Origin of the sequence: Streptomyces sp. NPDC085946 (assembly GCF_044540485.1) — a bacterium.
Classification (GTDB): Bacteria; Actinomycetota; Actinomycetes; order Streptomycetales; family Streptomycetaceae; genus Streptomyces.
In genome coordinates, this window is record NZ_JBITSF010000001.1 from 38,328 (window position 1) to 54,880 (window position 16,553).

General features: G+C 72.4%; 17 protein-coding genes. 13 read left to right on the forward strand and 4 right to left on the reverse strand.

All coding sequences use genetic code 11. From position 1 onward, the window contains the following. Window positions 1-38: 38 nt before the first annotated feature. On the forward strand, window positions 39-1,445 hold the full coding sequence (locus ACIF8T_RS00170) for an FAD-binding oxidoreductase (protein WP_400029509.1): 1,407 nt from the start codon (window positions 39-41) through the stop codon (window positions 1,443-1,445). Between the two features lie 20 nt (window positions 1,446-1,465). Here the strand turns inward: ACIF8T_RS00170 and ACIF8T_RS00175 are convergent, their stop codons facing one another. Beyond that, window positions 1,466-1,876 carry an SsgA family sporulation/cell division regulator gene (locus ACIF8T_RS00175; protein ID WP_400029511.1) on the reverse strand — a complete coding sequence of 137 codons (411 nt, stop codon included), beginning with the start codon at window positions 1,874-1,876 and terminating at the stop codon, window positions 1,466-1,468. Window positions 1,877-2,112: 236 nt separating this feature from the next. Between ACIF8T_RS00175 and ACIF8T_RS00180 the strand changes: the two genes are divergently transcribed. Continuing rightward, a complete protein-coding gene (locus ACIF8T_RS00180; RefSeq protein ID WP_400029513.1) occupies window positions 2,113-3,996 on the forward strand; it encodes an RDD family protein in 1,884 nt (627 codons plus the stop codon). 96 nt (window positions 3,997-4,092) lie between these two features. Next, window positions 4,093-4,776, forward strand: a complete 684-nt coding sequence (locus tag ACIF8T_RS00185) for an RDD family protein (protein ID WP_400029515.1) — start codon at window positions 4,093-4,095, stop codon at window positions 4,774-4,776. 22 nt (window positions 4,777-4,798) lie between these two features. Here ACIF8T_RS00185 and ACIF8T_RS00190 read toward each other — a convergent pair whose 3' ends face one another. After that, window positions 4,799-5,065, reverse strand: coding sequence for a hypothetical protein (locus tag ACIF8T_RS00190; RefSeq protein WP_400029517.1), 267 nt, complete (start codon window positions 5,063-5,065; stop codon window positions 4,799-4,801). A gap of 447 nt (window positions 5,066-5,512) precedes the next feature. Between ACIF8T_RS00190 and ACIF8T_RS00195 the strand changes: the two genes are divergently transcribed. Both ACIF8T_RS00195 and ACIF8T_RS00200 read left to right on the forward strand, forming a co-directional pair. Next, window positions 5,513-7,867, forward strand: a complete 2,355-nt coding sequence (locus tag ACIF8T_RS00195; RefSeq protein ID WP_400029519.1) for an immune inhibitor A domain-containing protein — start codon at window positions 5,513-5,515, stop codon at window positions 7,865-7,867. A gap of 121 nt (window positions 7,868-7,988) precedes the next feature. Beyond that, window positions 7,989-8,333 (forward strand): hypothetical protein, encoded by a 345-nt coding sequence (locus ACIF8T_RS00200; RefSeq protein ID WP_400029521.1) that lies wholly within the window; start codon window positions 7,989-7,991, stop codon window positions 8,331-8,333. 21 nt (window positions 8,334-8,354) lie between these two features. On the opposite strand, the gene ACIF8T_RS00205 is transcribed toward ACIF8T_RS00200, so the two are convergent. Both ACIF8T_RS00205 and ACIF8T_RS00210 read right to left on the reverse strand, forming a co-directional pair. Next, complete coding sequence (locus ACIF8T_RS00205; protein WP_400029523.1) at window positions 8,355-8,945, reverse strand: nicotinamidase; 591 nt, start codon at window positions 8,943-8,945, stop codon at window positions 8,355-8,357. A 223-nt stretch (window positions 8,946-9,168) separates the two neighbouring features. Further along, window positions 9,169-10,515, reverse strand: coding sequence for a nicotinate phosphoribosyltransferase (locus tag ACIF8T_RS00210; RefSeq protein ID WP_400029525.1), 1,347 nt, complete (start codon window positions 10,513-10,515; stop codon window positions 9,169-9,171). A 78-nt stretch (window positions 10,516-10,593) separates the two neighbouring features. On the opposite strand from ACIF8T_RS00210, the gene clpS reads away from it, so the two are divergent. From clpS to ACIF8T_RS00250, 8 genes are all read left to right on the forward strand, one after another. Next, the gene (gene clpS, locus ACIF8T_RS00215) at window positions 10,594-10,911 is read left to right on the forward strand and encodes an ATP-dependent Clp protease adapter ClpS (protein ID WP_400029527.1); all 318 of its coding nucleotides are present in this window, start codon (window positions 10,594-10,596) and stop codon (window positions 10,909-10,911) included. Window positions 10,912-10,952: 41 nt separating this feature from the next. After that, window positions 10,953-11,564 carry a DUF2017 domain-containing protein gene (locus ACIF8T_RS00220; protein ID WP_400029529.1) on the forward strand — a complete coding sequence of 204 codons (612 nt, stop codon included), beginning with the start codon at window positions 10,953-10,955 and terminating at the stop codon, window positions 11,562-11,564. Between the two features lie 319 nt (window positions 11,565-11,883). After that, window positions 11,884-13,311: an amino acid permease gene (locus ACIF8T_RS00225; RefSeq protein WP_400029531.1), complete on the forward strand. Its 1,428-nt coding sequence runs from the start codon at window positions 11,884-11,886 to the stop codon at window positions 13,309-13,311. 134 nt (window positions 13,312-13,445) lie between these two features. Further along, window positions 13,446-13,868 carry a Mov34/MPN/PAD-1 family protein gene (locus tag ACIF8T_RS00230; RefSeq protein WP_400029533.1) on the forward strand — a complete coding sequence of 141 codons (423 nt, stop codon included), beginning with the start codon at window positions 13,446-13,448 and terminating at the stop codon, window positions 13,866-13,868. 150 nt (window positions 13,869-14,018) lie between these two features. Continuing rightward, on the forward strand, window positions 14,019-14,114 hold the full coding sequence (locus ACIF8T_RS00235; RefSeq protein WP_328363763.1) for a putative leader peptide: 96 nt from the start codon (window positions 14,019-14,021) through the stop codon (window positions 14,112-14,114). 121 nt (window positions 14,115-14,235) lie between these two features. Further along, window positions 14,236-14,514, forward strand: a complete 279-nt coding sequence (locus ACIF8T_RS00240) for a MoaD/ThiS family protein (protein WP_400029535.1) — start codon at window positions 14,236-14,238, stop codon at window positions 14,512-14,514. A gap of 16 nt (window positions 14,515-14,530) precedes the next feature. Then, window positions 14,531-15,481, forward strand: coding sequence for a PLP-dependent cysteine synthase family protein (locus tag ACIF8T_RS00245; RefSeq protein WP_400029537.1), 951 nt, complete (start codon window positions 14,531-14,533; stop codon window positions 15,479-15,481). A gap of 278 nt (window positions 15,482-15,759) precedes the next feature. After that, window positions 15,760-16,512 (forward strand): MBL fold metallo-hydrolase, encoded by a 753-nt coding sequence (locus ACIF8T_RS00250; protein ID WP_400029539.1) that lies wholly within the window; start codon window positions 15,760-15,762, stop codon window positions 16,510-16,512. Window positions 16,513-16,553 lie beyond the last annotated feature (41 nt).

Genomic DNA, 16,553 nt, shown 5'->3' on the forward strand with positions numbered 1-16,553 from the left:
TACACGGGGTTCACACCGATGGCCCCCGGTGCGACGCTGTGATCATGAGCCGTATCGAAGCGCCTCGCGACGACGTGACGGGCACCCTCGTCGACCGACTGCTCGGCGGCCTGCCCGCCGAGGCCGTCCTCACCGACCCCGACGTCACGGCCTCCTACGCCCACGACATGGCGAGCTTCTGCCCGGCCGGCACCCCGGCCGTGGTCGTGCTGCCCCGCACCGTCGAACAGGTCCAGCACGTGATGCGCACCGCCACCGCGCTGCGCGTCCCGGTCGTCCCGCAGGGCGCCCGCACCGGCCTGTCCGGCGCCGCCAACGCCTCCGACGGCTGCATCGTGCTCTCCCTGACGAGGATGGACCGCATCCTGGAGGTCAGCCCGGTCGACCGCATCGCCGTCGTCGAACCCGGCGTCGTCAACGCCGTCCTCGCCCGCGCGGTCGGCGCGCACGGCCTGTACTACCCGCCGGACCCGTCCAGCTGGGAGACGTGCACCATCGGCGGCAACATCGGCACCGCCTCGGGCGGCCTGTGCTGCGTGAAGTACGGCGTGACGGCCGAGTACGTCCTCGGGCTGGACGTGGTGCTGGCCGACGGCCGCCTGATGTCCACCGGCCGCCGCACCGCCAAGGGCGTCGCCGGCTACGACCTGACCCGCCTGTTCGTCGGCTCCGAGGGCTCCCTCGGCGTCGTCGTCCGGGCCGTCCTCGCGCTGCGGCCCAAGCCGCCCGGGCAGCTGGTGCTGGCCGCCGAGTTCGCCTCCGGCGCCGCCGCCTGCGACGCGGTCTGCCGGATCATGGCGGGCGGCCACGTCCCCTCGCTCCTCGAACTCATGGACCGCACGACGGTCAAGGCCGTCAACGACCTGGCGCACATGGGCCTCCCGGAGAGCACCGAGGCCCTGCTGCTGGCGGCCTTCGACACCGCCGACCCGGCCGCCGACCTCGCCGCGGTCGGCGCGCTGTGCGAGGCCGCCGGAGCCACCCGGGTCGTCCCCGCCGACGACGCGGCCGAGTCCGACCTGCTCCTGCAGGCGCGGCGGCTGTCCCTCACCGCGCTGGAGGCCGTCAAGGGCACGACGATGATCGACGACGTGTGCGTGCCCCGCTCCCGGCTCGGCGAGATGCTCGACGGGGTCGAGCGGATCGCCGGGAAGCACCGGCTCACCATCGGGGTCGTGGCCCACGCGGGCGACGGCAACACGCACCCGACGGTCTGCTTCGACGCCCGGGACCCGGACGAGTCCCGCCGGGCCCGCGAGTCCTTCGACGCGATCATGGCGCTCGGCCTGGAACTCGGCGGCACCATCACCGGCGAACACGGCGTCGGCGTCCTGAAGAAGGAGTGGCTGGCGCGCGAGATCGGCCCGGTGGGCGTGGAGATGCAGCGGGCGGTCAAGCGGGCCTTCGACCCGCTGGGCATCCTGAACCCGGGCAAGCTGTTCTGACTCCCTCCCCGCGGCGGGGCTCACCGGGCGAGCAGCCGGGCCAGTTCGCCGTCGAGGCCGAGCCGCTCGCCCTCGGTCCCCGGCGGGACCACCCGCAGCGTGCGCTCCAGCCACGCCGACACCGGGGCCGCCGGCGCCTCCAGCAGGGCCTCCCCGTCCGGCGAGGCCAGCGCCATCAGGACGACGCCCCTGCCGTCGGCCTTCGCCGGCCACACCCGCACGTCCCCGTGCCCGCACGGCCGGAACACGCCCTCCACGAGCAGGTCCCGGGCGAACGTCCAGTGCACGGGCCGCCCCGAGTCGACGTGGAAGGCGATGTGGACGGCGTACGGGTCGTCGGCGCGGTAGCCGAGCCGGGCCGGTACCGCGATGCCGTGCTCCGGCGACAGGACGAGCCTCAGTTCCAGTTCCCGCTCCACCACGCTGTGCATGGCGCTGCTCCTCTCTCGCGACGACCGGCGGTCGGGTGCCGGCCCGCCGGGGGAGAGCGGGCCGGGCCGGGAGCGTTACGCGGGTCCGCGGCACTTTTCTCCGGCGCGGGGCGCGCGGGTTACCACATCGGTGCCCGAAAGGGGTGGGTCCGGCCGGACGGGCGGTGGGGGTTGCGCTCGTCTGATAGATGTGGAGGCCCCCATCACACCCCTCGAGCAGATACGGGACGACGGACATGAGCGCCCCAACCCCGGCCCCCGGCGACGACAGGCCCCGCGAAGGGTATTACCCGGACCCGTCCATCCCTGGATACGTCCGGTACTGGAACGGTGCCGCCTGGGTGCCGGGCACCAGCCGGCCGGCGCCCACGGACGGCGAGCAGCTCGCACCGCCGCCCGGCGTGCGCCCGGCGCAGACCGCCGCCCCGGTCGAGGAGACCGGCCCGCACTTCTTCGACGAGGACCCGGTCGGGGAGCCGGCGCAGGCGCCCGGGGCGCAGCACGGCAGCCGGCCCGAACCCGCCTCCGCCTGGGGCGCGGAGCGCTCCCGCCAGTCCGGTTTCGGCGGCGACCAGGACCGCCGCGTCTCCTGGGGCGCTCCCCAGGGCGCCCAGAGCGCCCACGGCGCCCAGGGAACACCCGGCGCGCCGGGCGCCCAGGGCGCATCGGACACGCCGGGCGGTCAGGGCGCACCGGGTGCCCAAGGCGCCCCCGGCACCCCCGGTGCTCAGGGCACGCCCGGTGCTCAGGGCACCCCCGGAGTCCAGGGCGCCCAAGGCACGCCGGCCGCTCAGCACGCCCACGGCGCCCAGGACACCCCCGGCACCCGGAGCGCACACCACGCGCAGACCCCGCACGGCGCGCAGACCACCCCGGCCCCCCAGGGCGCGCAGAGCGCGTCGGGTGCCGACCCGCGGGTGCCGCGGCCCGCCGCCCGGCGGCCCGAGGCCGGGCCGGCCCGCCCGGACGGCGCGGCGGCCTCCGCCGACTTCCCGGCCGCCCCGGCGCAGGGGGCGGCCGAGCCGGAGCGGGAGGGCGGCACGTTCGTCTTCCGCAGACCGGCGGCGAAGGCCCGGGGCACGGGCGGCGCCGCCGCACCGGCCGGCCCGTCCGGCGCGGGCACTCCGCCCGCCGACGAGGGCACCATGACCTTCCGCGCCGTCCCCCCGGGCGCCGGCCCGGCCGCCCCCTCCGGCCACGGAGTGCCCGGCCGGGCCGCGGCGCCGTCCCCCGCCGCGGGCCCCGCACCGGCCGGTTTCGGTGCCGCGGGACAGGCCGGGACCCCCGCGTCCCCGGGTGCCCCGCAGGGCCCCGGCTTCGGCGCCGGAAAGGCCGCCGCGGCCCGGGCCGCCGCCGCTCCGGCCGCCCCGGTGACCCCGGCCGCCCCGGCGGCGCCGTCCGGCCCCCAGCAGGCCCCGTCGGCCGCCGCGCCGCAGGCCTCCCCGGCCGTGCCGCCGCAGTCGGCCGGTCCCCAGGCCGCCCCCTCCACGCCCCTGACCAGCGGGCCCGGCGGCGGGCAGGCGTCCTGGGCGCAGCAGGTGCACCGGCTCGCGGAGCCCGGCGGCGACGACCAGCCCGTGGCGCCCTGGAAGCCGCCGGTCGAGGACGTGTTCCAGGCGGCCGCCCGGCGCCAGGCGTCGGCCCGGCCCGCGGGGCTCGGCAAGCGGCTGGCCGCCCGGCTGGTGGACACCCTCGTCCTCGCGGGCGTCACCTCCGCGGCCGCCGTCCCGCTCGGCATGCAGGCCGTCGACCACATCAACGCGAAGATCGACGCGGCCAAGCTCTCCGGCGAGACGGTCACCGTCTGGCTGCTCGACGGCACCACGTCGGTGCACCTCGGCATCGTCCTCGCCGTCCTGCTGCTCTTCGGCGTGGTCTACGAGGTGCTGCCCACCGCCAAGTGGGGCCGCACCCTGGGCAAGAAGCTGCTGGGTCTGGAGGTCCGGGACATCGAGGGCCACGAGGCCCCGGAGTTCGGCGCGGCCCTGAAGCGCTGGCTGGTCTACAGCATCCCCGGACTGCTCGTCGTCGGGATCGTCGGCGTCCTGTGGGGCCTGTTCGACAAGCCGTGGCGCCAGTGCTGGCACGACAAGGCCGCGCACACCTTCGTGGCGGGCTGACGGCGTACGGAGGACGGCGCACGGCCCGGCCGGTCCGGTCCCCCGGACGGCCGCCCGCCGGGTGCGGGGCAGGGGGGTTCGCGGTCCACTCGGGCCATGAGCTCCGAACCGCCCCCCGGCTCCGGCCGGCCGCCCGAGGACGACCCGTTCAAGAAGCAGCCCCCGCCCGGCGAGGGCGCGGGCTCGCCCTACGGCACCCCGCCCCCCGGCGGCGGTCCCCAGGGCGGTGACCCGTACGGCGGCGGTCCGTACGGCGGGGGCGGCGGTCCCCACGGCGGCGGTCCGTACGGCGGCTCCCCCTACGGCCCCCCGCCCACCGATCCGCTCGCCGGCATGCCCCCGCTCGCCGACAGCGGCAGGCGCACGCTCGCCCGCGTCATCGACATGGTCCTCGTGGGCATCGTCGTCGTGCTGCTCACCCTGCCGTTCGGCGTCACCGAGTACGGCCTCGACGGGGAGCGGATCGAGGTGGGCGACTCCTTCGCCCAGTCGCTGATCGCCGCCGTGCTCTACATCGCGTACGACACCTTCCTGACCGCGCGCACGGGCCAGACGCTCGGCAAGAGGTGGCTGAACATGCGGGTGGCCAACCTGAGCGACGGGGCCACGCCCACCACGCAGACCTCGCTGGCGCGCGCGGCGGTGCTGTGGCTCCCGTTCGCGTTCTGCTGCGCCTGCATCTGGACCGTGCTCGCGGGCGGGTGGAGCTTCTTCGACCGGCCCTACAAGCAGGGCCTGCACGACAAGGCGGCCAGGACGGTGGTGGTCAGCACCGGTTGAGCCGCGGCCGGCCCGCGCGGGGTCAGGCCGCGCGCTCCCGCACCGGCTCCGCGGGAGCCGCCGGGGCCGGGGCGGTCCGCTCCCGGGGCGCGGACCGCGCCACCACGGTCGCGCGCGGCCCGGGCAGCGGCACGGTCAGGGCGACCAGCAGCCCGAGGACGAGGGCCGCGACGGCGACGAGCGTGATGCCGACACCCGAACTCGCCCCCGAGAGCAGCAGCATGGCGAGGGTCGAGAAGATCACGGTGCACGAACCGTAGGCGAGCTGTGCGACGGTCGGACGGGGCATGGCCATCGTGTCCTCGGAAGTGGGGTCTCCCCCCGTGCCTCTCACTACCGGGGGAGGGTGCGGACGTGAAGGGGGTCGGACGGGCTGTCGGCCTGGCTTTCCGCCGATTTCAGGGCGTTCCGCCGGACAACTCTAATCGGCAGCGTGCCCGGGGGGAACGAACAGTAAGCGTGACCTGACCAACAGTGCCGGTGCACGGGGGGCGCACGGAGTCATGGCGTCCGCCAGGCGGACGGCCGGACGCGCCCGGAGGGGCCGCGGGGTTGTTCGTTAAATTGAACGTCGGCTCCGCATAATGCAATTGACCTGCTCAAGTCAAGGTCTGTCTTTTCTGGTCAACCTCTAGTCCAATGTCGTCACTTGACTACACGCGTTGATCAGGCGCGCGCGGACCCTCCACCACCAGGACCCCCCTTCCGCGTGCCCGGACGCGGGGGAGGATCTCAAGTGACCAGCAGACCCTGGACGTTCAGAGCCGCCGCCATCGGTGTGGCGCTCGCGGCGGCCACCGCCACCCTCTCCGCGGTCACCGTGGCCCAGGCCGCCGACCCGGCCGGCACGCCCGCCACCGTGGACCGCCAGGACCCGGCGGAACACCAGCACGTCGAGCACGACCTGGAGGGCCCGCTCTCCAAGACCCAGGAGGCCCAGCGCGAAGAGGCGCTGAACCAGGTCATATCCGGCGCCGCCACGGTCAAGGACCGGGAGGGCTCCAAGGTCGTCGAGCTCAAGAGCAGGAAGGGCGACCCGAAGTACGTCGAGCTCGGCCGCGAGAAGACCGACAAGATCTTCACCATCCTGGTGGAGTTCGGCGACCGGATCGACAGCCGCTACGGCGGCACCCCCGGCCCGCTGCACAACCAGATCCCGCAGCCGGACCGCACCAAGGACAACTCCACGGCCTGGAAGGCGGACTACGACCGCAAGCACTTCCAGGACCTCTACTTCGGCACCGGCAAGAACGCCGAGTCGGTGAAGAAGTACTACGAGAAGCAGTCCTCGGGCCGCTACTCGGTCGAGGGCGAGGTCTCCGACTGGGTCAAGGTCCCCTACAACGAGGCCCGTTACGGCAACAACGCCTGCGGCGACACCAACTGCCCGAGCGTGTGGAACGTCGTCAGCGACGGTCTGAACGCCTGGGTCGCCCAGCAGAAGGCGGCCGGGAGGACCGACGCCGAGATCAAGGCGGCCGTCGCGCAGTACGACCAGTGGGACCGCTACGACTTCGACGGCGACGGCGACTTCAACGAGGCCGACGGCTACATCGACCACTTCCAGGTCGTGCACGCCGGCGAGGACGAGTCCGCGGGCGGCGGCGCGCAGGGCGAGGACGCCATCTGGGCGCACCGCTGGTACGCGTTCGGCACCGACGCCGGCGCCACCGGCCCGGCCGACAACAAGCTGGGCGGCGCGCAGATCGGCTCCACCGGCATCTGGGTCGGCGACTACACCGTCCAGCCCGAGAACGGCGGACTCGGCGTCTACGCCCACGAGTACGGCCACGACCTCGGCCTGCCGGACCACTACGACACCAACGGCGGCGAGAACTCCACCGGGTTCTGGACGCTGATGTCCTCCGGCTCCTGGCTCGGCACCGGCAAGAACGAGATCGGCGACCTGCCCGGCGACATGACCGCCTGGGACAAGCTCCAGCTGGGCTGGCTCGACTACGACACCGCCAAGGCGGCGACGAAGTCGAAGCACAAGCTGGGCGTCGCCGAGTACAACACGAAGAACAAGCAGGCGCTGGTCGTCGAGCTGCCGAAGAAGGCCGTCACCACCGAGCTCGTCACCCCGGCCCAGGGCGCCACCCAGTGGTGGAGCGGCAGCGGCAACAACCTGAAGAACACGCTGACCCGTTCCGTGGACCTGACCGGCAAGGCGTCGGCGTCGCTGACCCTCGACGGCTGGTACGAGATCGAGGCCAACTACGACTACCTCTACGCCGAGGTGTCGACCGACGGCGGCGCCAACTGGACCGCCCTGGACGGCACGGTCGACGGTCAGCCCGTCCCGCGCGACGGCAGCGACAAGCCGGCCCTGACCGGCACGGTCGACGGCTGGAAGAACCTGGCGTACCCGCTGGACGCCTACGCGGGCAAGAAGATCGACCTGCGCTTCCGCTACGCCACCGACGGCGGCCTGGCGATGAAGGGCTTCGCGGCCGACCGGATCTCCGTCACCGCCGACGGCGCCGCCCTGTTCGCGGACGACGCCGAGAGCGCGGACGCGGCCTGGACGGCCACCGGCTTCTCCCGCATCGGCGCGTCCTTCACCGAGGACTACGAGCAGTACTACATCGCCGAGAACCGGCAGTACGTCTCGTACGACAAGACCCTCAAGGTCGGCCCGTACAACTTCGGCTTCGCGCCGGAGCGTCCGGACTGGGTGGAGCACTACCCGTACCAGAACGGCCTGCTGATCTGGAAGTGGGACACCTCGCGGGCGGACAACAACACCAGCGAGCACCCGGGCACCGGCCTGGTCCTGCCGGTCGACTCGCACCCGGCCGCGCTGAAGTGGTCCGACGGCACGCTGATGCGCAACCGCATCCAGTCCTACGACTCGCCGTTCAGCCTGTACCGCACGGACGGCATCACGCTGCACAAGGCGGGTGTCGCGACGCGCGTCCCGTCGTCGCAGGGCGTGGGCGTCTTCAACGACCACACCAGCACCTACTACGACGAGTCGAACAAGACCGCCGGCGTCAAGATCACTGACACCAACACCAAGATCAGGATCGTCAAGGAGGCCAAGGACGGCTCGACGATCTCGCTCGAGGTCGGCCCCGCCGTGAAGTAATCGGCGTTCTAGCAGGTCAGACGGTATTCGGCGGTGACCCCCTGGCGGGTTGCCGCCGATCCGTGTTTAGGTGCGTCCGTGGCTTCGCTATTGACACCGACCGACACGGGGGGATGACCGCATGGCCGCTGGAGGCTTCTGCAAGCTGCCGAACGGCTCGGTGGTGGTGGCGCTGAACCTGCCCAGCCCCGCCGCCGACGGCCCCGGCTCCGTGCGCGTGCTCGTGCACGCGGCCAACCGGGCGCGCGCCCTGACCAGGCTGCGCAACCTGGGGATGCGGGCGGTCTACCTGCGGGGCAACGCGGCCCCGCCGTCCCCCGACGAGATCACGGCGGTCCTGCACCATCCGGACGGCCTCATATGGCGCACGGCCCCCGACAACGGTGTCACCGCCGGCCCGGAGCTCGTCCAGGAGCTGTGGCGCCCGATCCGGGCCCTGCTGGGACGCCCGGCCGCCCAGGCGTAGGCCGGGACCGGGCGGGCCCTCTCAGCCCGAGACGACCGGCTTCCCGGACAGCTCCACCCCGGCCGCCCGCATCTCCTCCAGCGCCCGCTCGGTGGTCTGCGGCGCGACCCCGGCGGTCAGGTCCAGCAGGACCTGCGTCCGGAAGCCCTCCCGCACGGCGTCCAGGGCGGTGGCCCGGACGCAGTGGTCCGTGGCGATGCCGACCACGTCGACCTCGTCGATCTCCCGGGCCCGCAGCCAGTCCGCGAGCTGCACGCCGTTCTCGTCGGTCCCCTCGAACCCGCTGTAGGCCGCCGCGTACGCCCCCTTGTCGAAGACGGCGTCGATCGCGCCGGAGGCGACGGCCGGGGCGAAGTTCGGGTGGAAGCCGACGCCCTCCGTCCCGGCCACGCAGTGCGCGGGCCAGGAGCGGACGTAGTCGGGGTTGTCGGCGAAGTGGCCGCCGGGCGCGATGTGGTGGTCGCGGGTGGCGACGACGTGCCGGTAGCCGGCGGGCGCCTGCCCGATCAGCTCGGTGATGGCGGCGGCCACGTCGGCCCCGCCGGCCACCGGGAGGCTGCCCCCCTCGCAGAAGTCGTTCTGCACGTCTACGACGATCAAGGCGCGGCGCATGGTCGGTGTCCTTCGACTATGGGGTCGGGGTTCGGGCGGGCCGGCCCGCCCGGTGAACCTCCGAGCCTGTTGACTTCCTGTGCGGTGCGGGAGGGGCGGCGCGGGACGCACGTCGGGCACCCCGCGGCAGCCCCGCCCGGCGGAGGCCGGACAGGCCCCGGGCCTGTCCGGCACCTTCCCGCCCGCCTTCCGGGCGGACGGCGGGTACCGGGTCGGACAGGTCCTAGCTACCCGGACGCCCCTGGACGTACTCCGTCGGCAGGACGGGTTCCCCGCGCGAGAGCTGCGTGGCGGACAGCGGCAGGTTGGCGCGGGCCGCCACGTGCCGCTCGCGGGCCGCGTCCAGCGGCTCGCGGGCGACGACCTCGCCGCCCTTGACCAGCTCCACCAGCAGCTGCCGGTCCGCGAGCTCGCCCGGCACCGGCCCGGTGCCCACCACCTCGGCCTCGGCGATCCCGTCGGAGTCCAGCCGCCGCGCGGCCCACTTGCGGCCGCCGACGGAGGTCTTGCCGCCGGTGGACTTCTTCGCCACCGGCGCCAGCGGCGCCCTCGGGTCGGCGGACTCGGCGCGGGCGACCAGCTTGTAGACCATCGAGGAGGTGGGGTGGCCGGACCCGGTCACCAGCTGCGTGCCGACGCCGTACGCGTCCACGGGCGCCGCCGCCAGCGAGGCGATGGCGTACTCGTCCAGGTCCGAGGTCACGATGATCTTCGTGTCCCGCGCGCCGAGCTCGTCCAGCTGCTGCCGCACCCGGTGCGCCACCAGCAGCAGGTCGCCGGAGTCGATCCGCACGGCCCCCAGCTCCGTCCCGGCGATCTCCACGGCCGCCCGGACCGCCTCGGTGACGTCGTAGGTGTCCACCAGCAGCGTCGTGCCCCGGCCGAGGGAGTCCACCTGGGCGCGGAAGGCGTCGCGCTCGCTGTCGTGCAGCAGGGTGAAGGCGTGCGCGGAGGTGCCGACGGTCGGGATGTTGTAGCGGAAGCCGGCCGCCAGGTCGGAGGTGGAGGCGAAGCCGCCGACGTACGCGGCCCGGGAGGCGGCCACCGCGGCCAGCTCGTGGGTGCGCCGCGCGCCCATCTCGATCAGCGGGCGGTCACCGGCGGCCGACGACATCCGGGAGGCGGCCGCGGCGATCGCCGAGTCGTGGTTGAGGATCGACAGGATCACCGTCTCCAGCAGGACGCACTCGGCGAAGGTGCCCTCCACCCGCATGACCGGCGAGCCCGGGAAGTACACCTCGCCCTCCGGGTAGCCCCAGATGTCGCCGGTGAAGCGGTAGTCGGCGAGCCAGGCCAGGGTCTCCTCGTCGATGATCCCCCGCTCGCGCAGGAAGCCGAGGACGCCCGCGTCGAAACGGAAGTTCTCCACGGCGTCCAGCACGCGCCCGGTGCCCGCCACCACGCCGTATCGGCGCCCCTCGGGCAGGCGCCGGGTGAAGACCTCGAAGACGCTCCGCCGCTCGGCCGTACCGCCCCGCAGGGCGGCCTGGAGCATGGTCAGCTCGTACTGGTCCGTGAAGAGCGCCGTCGAGGGAACGTCCACCGGCAGCCCAAGGTCCGCTGTGTTCATGGCAAGAATGGTACCCCCATTTCGTCACTCTGACGATTTGCAGCCCTGTTTGTGCGAGTACCCCCTTGTGATGGCAGCATGGGCCTTGTGACGGCAGCCGCACCCATCGAGATCGAGAAGACCGAGTCTGCGGAGCAGGTTTCCGCGGTTCCCGAGCCCGACGTCCCCTGGGTGACGATCGTCCACAACGACCCCGTCAACCTCATGAGCTATGTGACGTACGTCTTCCAGACGTACTTCGGCTACTCCAAGGACAAGGCCACCAAGCTCATGCTCGACGTCCACCACAAGGGCCGGGCGGTCGTCTCCAGCGGGTCGCGCGAGGAGATGGAGCGGGATGTGCAGGCCATGCACGGCTACGGCCTGTGGGCCACCCTCCAGCAGGACCGGAAATGACCCACGCCCGCCCGCAGGACGGAAGTAGCTGAATCGCCTTCATGCCCGGACACTTCGAACCGCTCCCCGGCGGCGGCGCGGCCGTCGCCCTCGACGACGTCGAGATCTCCATCATCCGGTCGCTGGCCGTGCAGCTCCTGGAGCTCATCGGCCCCGGACCCGCCGAGGACGCGCAGGGCGACCCGCTCGCCGAGCTCTTCGCCGAGGGACCGAGCGAACCGCCCGCCGACCCCGTGCTGAAGCGGCTCTTCCCGGACGCCTACACCGACCCCGAGCACGCCCCCGCCTCCCCGCGGGACGCCGAGGAGCGGCGGGCGTACTCCGCGGAGTTCCGCCGCTACACCGAGAACGACCTGCGCGCCGGCAAGCGCGACAACGCCCTGGCCGTGATCCGCTCCCTGGACGCGCTCGCCCCGGCCGCCGCCGGGGAGGGCGGGGCGGTGCTCAAGCTGTCCGCCGCGGAGTCCCGGCGCTGGCTGGGCGCCCTCAACGACCTGCGCCTGGCCATCGGCTCCCGGCTGGACATCACCGACGAGGACGACATCGACCTGCTCTACCGCCTCCCCGACGAGGACCCGCGCAAGCCCATGGTGATGGCGTACCTGTGGCTGGGCGGGCTCCAGGAGACGCTGGTCACCACCCTGATGCCCTGATCCGCGGGACACGGGTGTTCGCTCAGAGGACACTCAAATCCGGATAACGATCCCGTTAAAGCGAGGGCCCTTTCTGTCCGTTTAGGGGACTCTTTGTCCCCTTCTTCCTGTGGTGTGCGCCACAGGTGCTCCGGGTGATCACCGGTGCGGCCGTGATAAATCTTCACGACCGCCCGGCGAACACCACCCACGTTCCGCCGGGTGCGCCACGTGGCCGGCGGATCGCCGGCCAGGCACCGCTCCAGCAATCCGGGGGGATCGTGACCCGATCCGCGGCCGACTCAAGGCCCGGGTCGGCATGGAGAAAGGCGCACCACACATGACCTCAGCGCAGGTCGACAAGGAAACGGCCCCCGAAGAGGGGTACGAGCGCGGGCTCGGCAGCCGTCAGGTCCAGATGATCGCCATCGGCGGCGCCATCGGCGTCGGCCTGTTCATGGGCGCCGGGGCGAACATCGCCAAGGCGGGCCCCAGCATCATCCTCATGTACGCCCTCGCGGGCGTCGTGATCTTCTTCATCATGCGGGCGCTGGGCGAGCTGCTCCTCTACCGGCCCGTCTCCGGCTCCTTCGCCGAGTACGCCCGCGAGTTCCTCGGCCCGTTCTTCGGGTTCGTCACGGGCTGGACGTACTGGCTCATGTGGGTGGTCACCGGCATGGCCGAGCTCACGGCCGCCGCGATCTACATCCACTTCTGGTTCCCGGAGATCCCGCAGTGGGTCAGCGCCCTGGTGTTCCTGGTGGTGCTCTTCGGCGTCAACCTGATCTCCGTCAAGATCTTCGGCGAGGTCGAGTTCTGGTTCTCGATGATCAAGGTCACGGCCATCATCGGCATGATCGTCATCGGCCTCGGCGTGCTCACCCTCGGCTTCTCCGACGCCGGTGACACCGCCACCGTCTCCAACCTCTGGGCGCACGACGGCTTCTTCCCGAACGGCATCGGCTCCAGCCTGATGACGCTCCAGGGCGTCATGTTCGCCTACCTCGCCGTCGAGCTCGTCGGCGTCACCGCGGGCGAGTCCGAGAACCCCGAGAAGACCCTGCCCAAGGCCATCAACACCCTGCCCTGGCGCATCATCGTCTTCTACGTCGGCGCCCTGCTGGTGATCCTCTCCGTCGTCAAGTGGACCGAGTTCTCCGCCGGCGAGAGCCCGTTCGTCCACGCCTTCGGCAAGATCGGCATCCCGCTCGCCGCGGGCATCGTCAACTTCGTGGTGCTCACCGCGGCCCTGTCGTCCTGCAACTCGGGCATGTACTCGACCGGCCGGATGCTGCGCGACCTGGCCTCCAACAGCGAGGCGCCGCAGGCGTTCGGCAAGCTCAACGCCCGCAAGACGCCCGCCGTCGGCATCACCGTCTCCGTGGCGCTCATGGGCATCGGCGTGGTCCTGAACTACGTCGTCCCGGAGAAGGCGTTCCTCTACGTCACCTCCGTCGCCACCGCGGCCGGCATCTGGACCTGGATGATGATCCTCGTCAGCCACATCCGCTACCGCGCCGCGGTCGACGCGGGCCGGCTGCGCGCCTCGTCCTTCCCCGCCCCCGGCGGCGCGCTCTTCAGCTGGGTCGCGCTCCTCTTCCTCGTCGGCGTGACCTGCATGATCGCGTACGACAAGGACGCCCGGATCTGCCTGTACGTCGCGGCCGGCTGGGCCGTCGCCCTCGGCATCGGCTGGGCGGTCCTCAAGAGCCGCAACCCGCAGATCGCCGAGCGCCGCGGCGACGCGGAGTTCGAGAAGGTCGGCTGACCGACCCCCGAGGACGTCCGGCCGCAGGGAGTACTCGTGGCACTCCCTGCGGCTGCCGCTCAGGATGTCCGGCATGTGGGCCGTTCCGTACCACCCCTCGGTACGGAACGGCCCTTCTGCTTATCCTGACGGACATGCTGACCCTCACCCAGGCCCTGTACGACCGGATCGTCGCCCACGCGCGCAAGGACCACCCCGACGAGGCGTGCGGGGTCGTGGCCGGCCCGGCGGGCTCGGACCGCCCCGAGCGCTTCATCCCGATGCTGAACGCGGCGATGTCGCCCACCTTCTACGAGTTCGACTCCGGCGACCTGCTGAAGCTCTACCGCGAGATGGACGACAACGACGAGGAGCCGGTGATCATCTACCACTCCCACACGGCGACCGAGGCCTACCCGTCCCGCACCGACATCTCCTACGCCAACGAGCCCGGCGCCCACTACGTGCTCGTCTCCACGGCGGACACCGACGGGCTCGGCGAGTTCCAGTTCCGCTCCTTCCGGATCGTCGAGGGCGAGGTGACGGAAGAGGAGGTCAAGGTGGTCGACGCCTACTGACCGCCCACCGGCCGCCCGCCGACCGCGTGCCGGCTCCCGCGGACCGCCGGCCGGCCGCCTGAAGTGCCCCGTCTCGAAGAACGGGCAGAAACCGTCCGAAGTGCGAGATCACACTCCGGGTCCAGGACCGGGAATCGATACGATGAGCCCATGGTTTTCCACGACGTGAGCGAGAAGACGCCGGGCACGCTGCTCGTGGCGCGGCTGCACGTCGACCTGTGCAGGCTCGCCAGCGCCATCTGTTGACGCCGCCCTGCCGCCGTACGGCCGTGGGCCGCGGCGACCGCTCTCCCTGCGTGACCCACGCACCACCGCGCCGCCGCGCGTCCACCGACCCGACGAAACCTTCCGACAGGAGCCCTGAGCCATGGCCATCGAGGTCCGCATCCCGACCATCCTCCGCACGTACACCGACGGCCAGAAGGCGGTGGAAGGCACCGGGGACACCCTCGCCGAGCTCTTCGCCGACCTCGAGACCCGGCACGCGGGCATCCGGGCCCGCATCGTGGACGGCGACCAGCTGCGCCGCTTCGTCAACGTCTACCTCAACGACGAGGACGTCCGCTTCCTCGACGGCATCGACACCAAGCTGACCGACGGCGACAACGTGACGATCCTGCCGGCCGTGGCCGGCGGCATGGCCTGACGGGCTGCCGATTTCCATGCGTTACGACTCCCCGCTGGCCGCGGTGGGCAACACCCCGTTGGTGCGCCTGCCGCGGCTCTCGCCGTCCGCCGACGTCCGCATCTGGGCGAAGCTGGAGGACCGCAACCCGACGGGCTCGGTCAAGGACCGCCCCGCCCTGCACATGATCGAGCAGGCGGAGAAGGACGGCCGCCTCACGCCGGGCTGCACGATCCTGGAACCGACGAGCGGCAACACCGGCATCTCCCTGGCCATGGCCGCCAAGCTCAAGGGCTACCGCATGGTCTGCGTGATGCCCGAGAACACCTCCCAGGAGCGCCGCGACCTGCTCGGCATGTGGGGCGCCGAGATCATCTCCTCCCCGGCCGCGGGCGGCTCCAACACCGCCGTACGGGTCGCCAAGGAACTGGCCGCCGAGCACCCCGACTGGGTGATGCTCTACCAGTACGGCAACCCCGACAACGCCGGCGCCCACTACGCCACCACCGGCCCCGAGATCCTCGCCGACCTGCCCTCCGTCACCCACTTCGTGGCCGGGCTCGGCACCACCGGCACCCTCATGGGCGTCGGCCGCTACCTGCGCGAGCACAAGCCGGACGTGAAGATCGTCGCCGCCGAGCCGCGCTACGACGACCTGGTCTACGGCCTGCGCAACCTCGACGAGGGCTTCGTCCCCGAGCTGTACGACGCCTCCGTCCTCACCACCCGCTTCTCCGTCGGCTCCGCCGACGCGGTCACCCGCACCCGCGAACTCCTCCAGCAGGAGGGCATCTTCGCCGGCGTGTCCACCGGCGCCGCCCTGCACGCGGCGATCGGCGTCGGCCGCAAGGCGCTCAAGGCCGGCGAGGCGGCCGACATCGTCTTCGTCGTGGCCGACGGCGGCTGGAAGTACCTCTCCACCGGCGTCTACACGGCCGCCACGACCGAAGAGGCCATCGAGACGCTCCAGGGCCAGCTCTGGGCGTGACGCCCCCGGACGGCACCGGGAAGGGACCGAGGCTTGCGGCTTCGGTCCCTTCGGCGTTTCGTGGAGGGGAACGTCAGGCGCGGACGCGCACCACCCGCACGCCCCCTCACACACCCCATGCGCCCCGCATCCAGCCGAACCGGTGACACCACAGGTGAGTTCGCCCACAACCGCCCCTGGCGGAGGAGCGACCGGAGGTCTCGCGCCTTACGCTCGACGAACCGCACGACCCCCGACGCCCCTCTCAGACTTATCCCGCCAGCGGAGGTTTCTGCTTCATGAAGCTCACCGTCGTCGGCTGCTCGGGGTCGTTCCCGTCCGCGGAATCGGCCTGCTCGAGCTACCTCGTCGAGGCCGACGGCTTCCGGCTGCTTCTCGACATGGGCAACGGCGCCCTGGGCGAGCTGCAGCGCCACTGCGGTCTCTACGACCTCGACGCGATCTTCCTCAGCCACCTGCACGCCGACCACTGCATCGACATGTGCGCGTACTTCGTGGCGCGCTACTACCGGCACGACGGCGGCCGCTGCGCCCCGCTCCCCGTCTACGGACCCGAGGGCACCGAGCACCGGCTGACCACCGCCTACGCCGACACCCCCTCGGCCTCCTCCATGAGCGAGGTCTTCGACTTCCACACGGTCAAGCCGGGCACCTTCGAGATCGGCCCGTTCACCGTGCACACCGAGCGCGTGGCGCACCCCGTGGAGGCGTACGGCATCCGCGTCGAGCACGGCGGGAAGACCCTGACGTACTCCGGCGACACCGGCGTCAGCGAGGCCCTGGACGACCTCGCCCGGGACGCCGACCTGTTCCTGTGCGAGGCCGCGTTCACGCACGGCAAGGAGGACATCCCCGACCTCCACCTCAACGGCCGCGAGGCGGGTGAGACCGCCGCCCGCGCCCGCGCCCGCCGCCTGGTCCTCACCCACATCCCGCCGTGGACGGACCCCGAGGTCAACCTCGTCGACGCCCGCGCGGTCTACGACGGGCCGGTGGAGCTGGCGGTGCCGCGCCGGACCTACGAGGTCTAGGGGCTGTCCGACCATTGCCGTCGTCGCCCGGAGGGCGGTCC

Excerpts from the sequence above, each read along its gene's own strand:
- ACIF8T_RS00175 (WP_400029511.1), bottom strand. The coding sequence starts at position 1,876 with ATGCACAGCGTGGTGGAGCGGGAACTGGAACTGAGGCTCGTCCTGTCG.
- ACIF8T_RS00180 (WP_400029513.1), top strand. The coding sequence starts at position 2,113 with ATGAGCGCCCCAACCCCGGCCCCCGGCGACGACAGGCCCCGCGAAGGG.
- ACIF8T_RS00185 (WP_400029515.1), top strand. The coding sequence starts at position 4,093 with ATGAGCTCCGAACCGCCCCCCGGCTCCGGCCGGCCGCCCGAGGACGAC.
- ACIF8T_RS00190 (WP_400029517.1), bottom strand. The coding sequence starts at position 5,065 with ATGCCCCGTCCGACCGTCGCACAGCTCGCCTACGGTTCGTGCACCGTG.
- ACIF8T_RS00200 (WP_400029521.1), top strand. The coding sequence starts at position 7,989 with ATGGCCGCTGGAGGCTTCTGCAAGCTGCCGAACGGCTCGGTGGTGGTG.
- ACIF8T_RS00205 (WP_400029523.1), bottom strand. The coding sequence starts at position 8,945 with ATGCGCCGCGCCTTGATCGTCGTAGACGTGCAGAACGACTTCTGCGAG.
- ACIF8T_RS00210 (WP_400029525.1), bottom strand. The coding sequence starts at position 10,515 with ATGAACACAGCGGACCTTGGGCTGCCGGTGGACGTTCCCTCGACGGCG.
- clpS (WP_400029527.1), top strand. The coding sequence starts at position 10,594 with ATGGGCCTTGTGACGGCAGCCGCACCCATCGAGATCGAGAAGACCGAG.
- ACIF8T_RS00220 (WP_400029529.1), top strand. The coding sequence starts at position 10,953 with ATGCCCGGACACTTCGAACCGCTCCCCGGCGGCGGCGCGGCCGTCGCC.
- ACIF8T_RS00225 (WP_400029531.1), top strand. The coding sequence starts at position 11,884 with ATGACCTCAGCGCAGGTCGACAAGGAAACGGCCCCCGAAGAGGGGTAC.
- ACIF8T_RS00230 (WP_400029533.1), top strand. The coding sequence starts at position 13,446 with ATGCTGACCCTCACCCAGGCCCTGTACGACCGGATCGTCGCCCACGCG.
- ACIF8T_RS00235 (WP_328363763.1), top strand. The coding sequence starts at position 14,019 with ATGGTTTTCCACGACGTGAGCGAGAAGACGCCGGGCACGCTGCTCGTG.
- ACIF8T_RS00240 (WP_400029535.1), top strand. The coding sequence starts at position 14,236 with ATGGCCATCGAGGTCCGCATCCCGACCATCCTCCGCACGTACACCGAC.
- ACIF8T_RS00245 (WP_400029537.1), top strand. The coding sequence starts at position 14,531 with ATGCGTTACGACTCCCCGCTGGCCGCGGTGGGCAACACCCCGTTGGTG.
- ACIF8T_RS00250 (WP_400029539.1), top strand. The coding sequence starts at position 15,760 with ATGAAGCTCACCGTCGTCGGCTGCTCGGGGTCGTTCCCGTCCGCGGAA.